7 protein-coding genes are annotated in these 6482 nt (G+C 47.3%); 1 reads left to right on the top strand and 6 read right to left on the bottom strand.

Annotated elements, in window-relative coordinates:
* Positions 1 to 223: 223 nt before the first annotated feature.
* The 4 genes from AC3Y2E_RS23420 to AC3Y2E_RS23405 form a co-directional block, all read right to left on the bottom strand.
* The gene (locus AC3Y2E_RS23420) at positions 224 to 694 is read right to left on the bottom strand and encodes a GNAT family N-acetyltransferase (RefSeq protein WP_379214670.1); all 471 of its coding nucleotides are present in this window, start codon (positions 692 to 694) and stop codon (positions 224 to 226) included.
* Between the two features lie 474 nt (positions 695 to 1168).
* The gene (locus tag AC3Y2E_RS23415; RefSeq protein ID WP_379214668.1) at positions 1169 to 1570 is read right to left on the bottom strand and encodes a hypothetical protein; all 402 of its coding nucleotides are present in this window, start codon (positions 1568 to 1570) and stop codon (positions 1169 to 1171) included.
* 307 nt (positions 1571 to 1877) lie between these two features.
* Positions 1878 to 3071 carry a winged helix-turn-helix domain-containing protein gene (locus tag AC3Y2E_RS23410; RefSeq protein ID WP_379214666.1) on the bottom strand — a complete coding sequence of 398 codons (1194 nt, stop codon included), beginning with the start codon at positions 3069 to 3071 and terminating at the stop codon, positions 1878 to 1880.
* Complete coding sequence (locus tag AC3Y2E_RS23405; RefSeq protein WP_190932486.1) at positions 3068 to 3262, bottom strand: hypothetical protein; 195 nt, start codon at positions 3260 to 3262, stop codon at positions 3068 to 3070. Before AC3Y2E_RS23405 ends, AC3Y2E_RS23410 begins: the two co-directional genes overlap by 4 nt.
* A gap of 308 nt (positions 3263 to 3570) precedes the next feature.
* On the opposite strand from AC3Y2E_RS23405, the gene AC3Y2E_RS23400 reads away from it, so the two are divergent.
* Complete coding sequence (locus AC3Y2E_RS23400; RefSeq protein ID WP_190932485.1) at positions 3571 to 4143, top strand: DoxX family protein; 573 nt, start codon at positions 3571 to 3573, stop codon at positions 4141 to 4143.
* 113 nt (positions 4144 to 4256) lie between these two features.
* On the opposite strand, the gene AC3Y2E_RS23395 is transcribed toward AC3Y2E_RS23400, so the two are convergent.
* Together AC3Y2E_RS23395 and AC3Y2E_RS23390 are read right to left on the bottom strand one after the other, a co-directional pair.
* A complete protein-coding gene (locus AC3Y2E_RS23395; RefSeq protein ID WP_379214663.1) occupies positions 4257 to 4877 on the bottom strand; it encodes a zinc dependent phospholipase C family protein in 621 nt (206 codons plus the stop codon).
* Positions 4878 to 5138: 261 nt separating this feature from the next.
* The gene (locus AC3Y2E_RS23390) at positions 5139 to 6410 is read right to left on the bottom strand and encodes a CapA family protein (RefSeq protein WP_379214661.1); all 1272 of its coding nucleotides are present in this window, start codon (positions 6408 to 6410) and stop codon (positions 5139 to 5141) included.
* Positions 6411 to 6482 lie beyond the last annotated feature (72 nt).

The following is a 6482-nucleotide window of genomic DNA, read 5'->3' as shown; positions in this document are numbered from 1 at the left end:
GCCTCCAGCTTCCTTCAGATTCCATCTCACGATGGACACCCTTGCTCTTGGCTAGTGGTTGGCCACTACATGCCCCCACAGCGGACTTTCACCGCCTAGTTAGTCGCCATGCGTGGCGCACTGAAAACGGCAGCCGATCTTCTGGCCGGCTGCCGTTGTGTCTATTTTTAACTATCGTACTCCGTTAGTGCAACGAAGGTTGTAGTTTTAGATTCGATTATTTTTACCTTTTTCGAAAAACGCTTATGAAATAGCTCTCTTCAGGATAATCCCCCAAGTATTCCATTCCGTTATTGACATAAAATGCTTTCAGTTTATCGTTTCCTGCCCAACAATCCAAATAGAGAGTGCTATTCTGATCTTGTGCAAAGGTGCAAGCAAAGGCTAAAATCTTCGATCCATATCCCATACCTTGAAATTCGGGTGAAATAGCAATTTTAGATAAATACTTACTACAAGGGTCAATCGATACTCCGTTTAAACAATCAATGTCTCTTATAAAAAACACACCACAAATTACTTCTCCCACTTTCACGATAAAGCAATGGTTGCTTGATATTTCATTAATGATCATTTCAGGTTCCCATGGAAAAGACCACTGACTTATCCCTTTGGAAATTAAGTGGACTGTTGTCTCGTTAAGGATTTTCAAAACATGATCTATTTCTTGAATAACTACATTTCTTATCATCATAACGTTTCCTTCGCTACGCTATTTGAAAACTGCCCTTAGCAGAGCCATGCTGCGATCGAGCCCGTGTCAGCTTTATTGTGGTCTTGTCTCCGTTAGAGCAATTAATCTAACACTTAGACTTTTAAAAAAAGTAACCTAACCCTGCCAGGGGGGTAGATTTAATCCTGTTGTTTAGGAGGGAGACTGTAAACCACTTCTCCTTTTTCATTGAGGAATTCGAGTATTGGAACATATTATGAGGTCTAATCTCGGTAATTTCATACATATTTGATGTTATTCTCTCTTCGTGCAGTCCCTTCCAAATGCCCTTAACATATTGTTCAAAGTTTTCTTCAAAAAAGAACTCGATAGCATACAATATTCTCACCTCATTTTTGATAACCATATTTTAACATAAAAATTGAAGAAATCTGCACGTTAGCTGAACGAGGCTGCCGATTGATTTCCGACAACCTCATGATGTATGCAATACGCTCACCAAAATTTCCACCAAGGGGCATTTAATTTCTTTACTTCATTAACATCTAATTCAAGTCCATCGAACTTTATATCTGTATTAACTACAGATATCAGCAATAGATCCGTTATTTCTAATAAGGCTTCAATACTCAGTTTGCATAATGGAGTTGTAATTTGAATTATTTGTGTTGAATCATCTTGGTTATAAATAGTTGCGTCAAAATCATCACCTAGGAAATTTTCCTTTAATGTCTTTGCTTGTTCGTATGAGTTTGAGATTAATACTCCTTTAATTCGCCCCTTATCCCCTGTTTTTATATCCATCTCACGCAGTTTCTGCCAAAGTGCTTTCGTGAGTTCATGGTGTTTTAATCTTTCAGTAGAGTCGATTAATTCGATTCCTGCATAACCACTCATTTATGTATCCCTCGATTTAATAGGAATCTGCTCGGTCCGGGTTAATGTGGGTCCCGCTGATCAGCAGTAGTTCAACAATTACTTATAAAGACAAGCTACATAATCAAAAGGCTCTCCCCCTGTTATCGGTGCTTTTGAATCTTTATTGAAGGTATTTCCTTGATGGCCATAGTGAGAATCCTGCCCGTTAGTTTAGCCCGCCGCGTGCCCCCCACTAGAAACTCATGTACACATACAACGGCGCTACGGGACGCGTCGGCTTACCTGTTTAAGTACGCGGTCCAATGTTACCGGGGAGCTGGAACTATCAGTTCATAGACTCTGTCGAAATCGTCTCGCATCCGTTGAATAATGCAAAATTTTGAAAACAATTGTTCAAGGCTGCTCGCAGTTGCTTTGTTGGCTTTATGTCGTTCTCGTACCAGATGTTTTTAACAATAAGCGTCCCGGCTTTTCGCTCCGCGATTACCTCGGCTCGTCCGATGAGGCTTTCTCCGTATAGTAGAGGCAACACATAATAGCCATATTTCCGTTTGTTTGCAGGCGTGTAAATCTCCCAGGTGTAATCGAATCCAAACAATTCGTTGATCAGTTTTCTGTCCCATATGAAATGATCTAGCGGGGCAATCAACTCGCAGCGCCATTTCGGCGCCGGATTTTGCAGGACGGCTTCAATAAGCGGCAAATCCTCCGCGCGGCAATACAGTATATCCTTCATTTGTTCCACGGCAACAGCAACAATGCGAGCCTCGTGCAACAGCTTGCGGAAAACCTCGTTGCGCTGCTCCGCTTTCAATCCCCATATGTTCAGCCAGGCATCGGATGCGCGATTCCATAAAAGGCCAACAGCGCCGATTCGACGCAGTACCCGCCACTTATGATGCTCAAGCTCGTCCTCCAGCGGCTCCGGCGCATTCAGCAGATTTGGCTGTATGTACTTCCCGGCTATATCATAATATTTACGCGTTCCTTTTTTGTGATGGATAATCAACTCGCCTGTCGAGTACATCTGCTCCAGCACCGACCGGGATGAATTGTTTCCGCTGCTCCAGTGGATGGCCGATTGCCAAGCGAAATTTCCATCCAATTTTAGATCATCCGAACTTAGCGCACCGTGATTTTGGATGTGAGCCCGTACTTGCTCTATCAACGCATCCATTTCGGGATAGCGCTTGGCATGTTGCCTAGCGGCCTGCCTGTACCGCTCAAAATACGGCCAGTCCTCGACAGGGATAATGGCCAAATTCTTGTCGGGATAATCGACAAGGCTTCTATCTTGATACAGCAACTCGGCGAGCATGTTCTTGGTAAATCCTTTGATTCGCGACTGCAACACCAGTTCGGCGCTTTTTCCGCAAACATCGATGGGATCGTATTGAATACAGCCGACCTGTCGCACAAAATCCGATACTCCCTGCTTTCCGGTAAATTGATATTCGTCCAACAGCCCGTGCTTCAATAGAAGAAATTGCCGTGCCTGACGGTTCGTCAACTGGATCATGAACACATCGGCTCCTTAACGAAACAAACGGGAGCTTGCACATGATGATGGATGGCGAGGTTACTTATCTCAATGAAGTTAGTATTTGCTTTTTTCCATAATGAGGGTATCCAATGGGGAGCTTCATTAGCAAACTTCTTTCCTAATTTTCCAATAACCGAAAATTGCTCTTTTTCAATGATTTCTACCACGCCTATTCCCCCTATCCGTTGGAAAACACAAAAAACAAACACACGTTCCCACCAAATGTTACCATTGTCTCTAGCATAAAAACAAGAGCTTTTGTGAAATAACTGCCCGTCAGCGCAACACCGGGAGCCGAATCTTGATCGATGCATAGGTACTAGCTTCCTCCTCAAATCCCGACTAAACGCACGGAATTATAAGTAATTAGACCCTCCACCAAAAGTCATAAACCCTTAACAAATTTGATCTTGTGCTTCCCCAGCATCGATACTATACTGGAGATCAAAGAAAATAGTTCCAGAGGAGGACTTGCATGTCTGACATTCGACAAGGGAGTCAAATTGTGATTCCCGAAAACCCCGTATCGCATTTTTTATTCTCCAGCACACGTTCGGCACTCATCTGGCTCGTAATTCGCGTTTATCTGGGCTACAACTGGATTAAGGCCGGCTGGGGCAAGGTGACCAGCGACACTTGGACCGGCGACAAAGCGGGCGCTTCGATTCAAGGGTTCGTCAAAGGCGCTTTGGCCAAAGCCGAAGGCGGCAAGGACGTCACGGGCTGGTACGCGTCGTTCCTGGAGAACACCGTTCTCCCGAACGCCAAAGTATTCTCGTACATGGTCGCTTACGGCGAAGTGCTCGTCGGTCTTGGCCTGATCGTCGGGTTGTTGACAGGGATCGCCGCATTTTTCGGCGGCCTCATGAACGTAAGCTTCCTGTTCGCCGGAACCGTCAGCACGAACCCGCTGCTGTTCGTTCTCGCCACCTGGCTGGTGCTCGGATGGAAGGTAGCCGGCTGGTACGGCTTGGACCGCTGGGCGCTGACATACCTCGGTACTCCTTGGAACCGGGCCAAGAAAAAGTCGGATACGACTTCCGCTTGATTGCGGCCGCTGCCCGGCGCATATGAGTATGGAAACGGTGATAACGGGGCTGTCCGGAAAGTCAGTGAAAGCTGACTTCCGGAGGCCCCGTTTCAGTTTAATCCTTCTTTTGTTCAAAAGCTTATTCCTACTCTGGACAGGAACTCCAGGCTCTGGATGACAGACTTGTTTATATAATCATTAATTTGACTATTGTCATCTTTAAAAAGCTCCAAAGGCTCGTGCATAAGAACCTCATCGATTTGAAAATCTTTTCGCAACTCCTCAAGTAAGGCAGGTAAAAAATCTGCGTTATAACCATGAATGTTGATTGAAGACAAGATGTGCTCATGAAGTGTCAGAGAATATTGTCTTACAATTCTTCCATTGCATCTTTCAAAGTCACGATATGATCGTTGCAGCTTTTCTTTCAATTGTCCGGCAGGTAAGGATTTGGGTACGATTTTGAAATAGGTGTCCAAATAAACCACGTCTGAAATCAAATGACACAAATACCCCAAGTAAAATGGCTGCTCTTGAATGGGATCTTTATACGTGTTGTAGAATCGTACGTAGTTGATGTGGCTTTCCCCACTGGCATAGGTGTCCTTAAAATGGGTAACCCCCTTAGGAACACCCATGAGTCCATGTATACCAGGCGCAATTCCTCCAAGCATGAATTCGCTCCTGTTTTTGATGCTAAGTTCGTCTGCCAATAAGGCCGCTATGCAATAGTGCATCATTCTTGAACCCATTCCAATCCCTCCTCGACAACTTTCTGACCCTATCATAATCCTTCATGGCTCGATAAAATAATTATGCATTATGCGCTCGATTTGAGAAAACAATCCCTGATGTTACCCTAACATTTGACCATTCCTAATTCTGAAACTCTCTTCGGCAGCTTCCATAACGGTAAAGTCGACACAAAAAAGGCCGGAAAACAGGAAGTCGTTTTCCGGCCAACTTTACTTTTAGAGACTAATTAGACAAAAATCAATGATGGGATAAGTTCGTTATTCAGACTTGGCCGGGAAATTCAGCTCCGGCATCCACCGGCTCATATGACGACGGATCGTTTCTTCGTGTGCTACGGTGTCGGGAATTTGGTCCGCTCCGGCTTCCCATACCGGCACTACCTTGTACTTCCGCCAGTTGGTCATCGTGATCCAGGTCGGGATAAACGACGGATGCTTAACCTCGATTCGCGATGTTCCGCCTGTCGCCGTTTTCTCGATCTCCAGCCGGAGAATGCCGCCGGTTCGCTTGTTCTCGCCTTCCTGGGCTGCGATAAAATTACCGAGCGAATAAACGACAAATGTTTTACGGCCCGTGCCGGTTTCGATCCACTCGGCCGGTTGAAGCACGTGAGGGTGGTGGCCGATCACGATGTCGGCTCCCGCTTCTGCGGCTTCGCGGGCAAACTTTTTCTGACTGTCGTTCGGGAGATCCTTGTACTCTTGACCGAAATGCGCGCTGACGACGACGACATCGGCCACCCGGCGGGCCGCCTCAATATCCGCCGCCGCGCGGTTCGTATCAATCAGATTAACCAGATACGGCTTGCCGGCCGGGACGGGAATGCCATTCGTACCGTACGTGTAAGACAAGAAAGCGATCTTGATGCCCTTGACGTCGACCACTCTTATCGTGTCGCGGTCTTCCTCCGAACCGTATACGCCTACGGTCGTCATCCCCAGCTTGCGCCAATGGGCCAGCGCGTTCGCTATAGCCTTCTCTCCGCCGTCCATCGAATGATTGTTGGCGAGACTGACGACGTCGAAGCCGATCATCTTCAGCGCATCTCCAACCTCGTAAGGGCTGTTGAAGCGGGGATAATCCGACAAGCCCAGCGCTTCCCCCCCGATCATGCTCTCCTGATTGGCGATGGCGATATCGGCTTCATCGATATACGTGCGGACCCGCTCGAACATCGGTACAAAATCATAGCCTTCCTGCTTTTTCGCATCCTTGTAGATCGAGCTGTGAATAAGTACGTCTCCGATCGCAGCCAGCGTCACCTTCGTCGTTACAGGCGGCTCTTGAACCACGGGAGGCGGTTGCGGCGGCTCGGGAGGGCCGGTGGACCCGGATGGCATCCCCTCGGTCCCGCCTCGTCCGGTGACGCCGGGATCGGGCGACGGGCTCCGGTCGTCGCCTGCCGCCTGCCGGCCTGGCGGCGCTTCAGGCCCGCTGGGCCGCTCCGTCCCGGAACATCCGGCAACCAACAAAAGAACAACTGCAAACCACAAAAGGAGCGGTCTCGCAATCGGCCTGCAATCCCGCACTGCGACTCCCTCCTTTTATAAAGTATCAAGTATAATGATTCATCAGCATCAGCTAAGCTGAGCTTATTGTCT

The organism is Paenibacillus sp. MAH-35, from assembly GCF_058135425.1.
Note: the sequence above shows the minus strand (reverse complement) of the source record. Positions and strands in the feature narration are given on the sequence as shown.

What these genes read in the sequence shown, in the direction of transcription:
- AC3Y2E_RS23395 (WP_379214663.1), bottom strand. Translation starts at nt 4,877, where the DNA reads ATGGGTTCAAGAATGATGCACTATTGCATAGCGGCCTTATTGGCAGAC.
- AC3Y2E_RS23420 (WP_379214670.1), bottom strand. Translation starts at nt 694, where the DNA reads ATGATGATAAGAAATGTAGTTATTCAAGAAATAGATCATGTTTTGAAA.
- AC3Y2E_RS23410 (WP_379214666.1), bottom strand. Translation starts at nt 3,071, where the DNA reads ATGATCCAGTTGACGAACCGTCAGGCACGGCAATTTCTTCTATTGAAG.
- AC3Y2E_RS23415 (WP_379214668.1), bottom strand. Translation starts at nt 1,570, where the DNA reads ATGAGTGGTTATGCAGGAATCGAATTAATCGACTCTACTGAAAGATTA.
- AC3Y2E_RS23400 (WP_190932485.1), top strand. Translation starts at nt 3,571, where the DNA reads ATGTCTGACATTCGACAAGGGAGTCAAATTGTGATTCCCGAAAACCCC.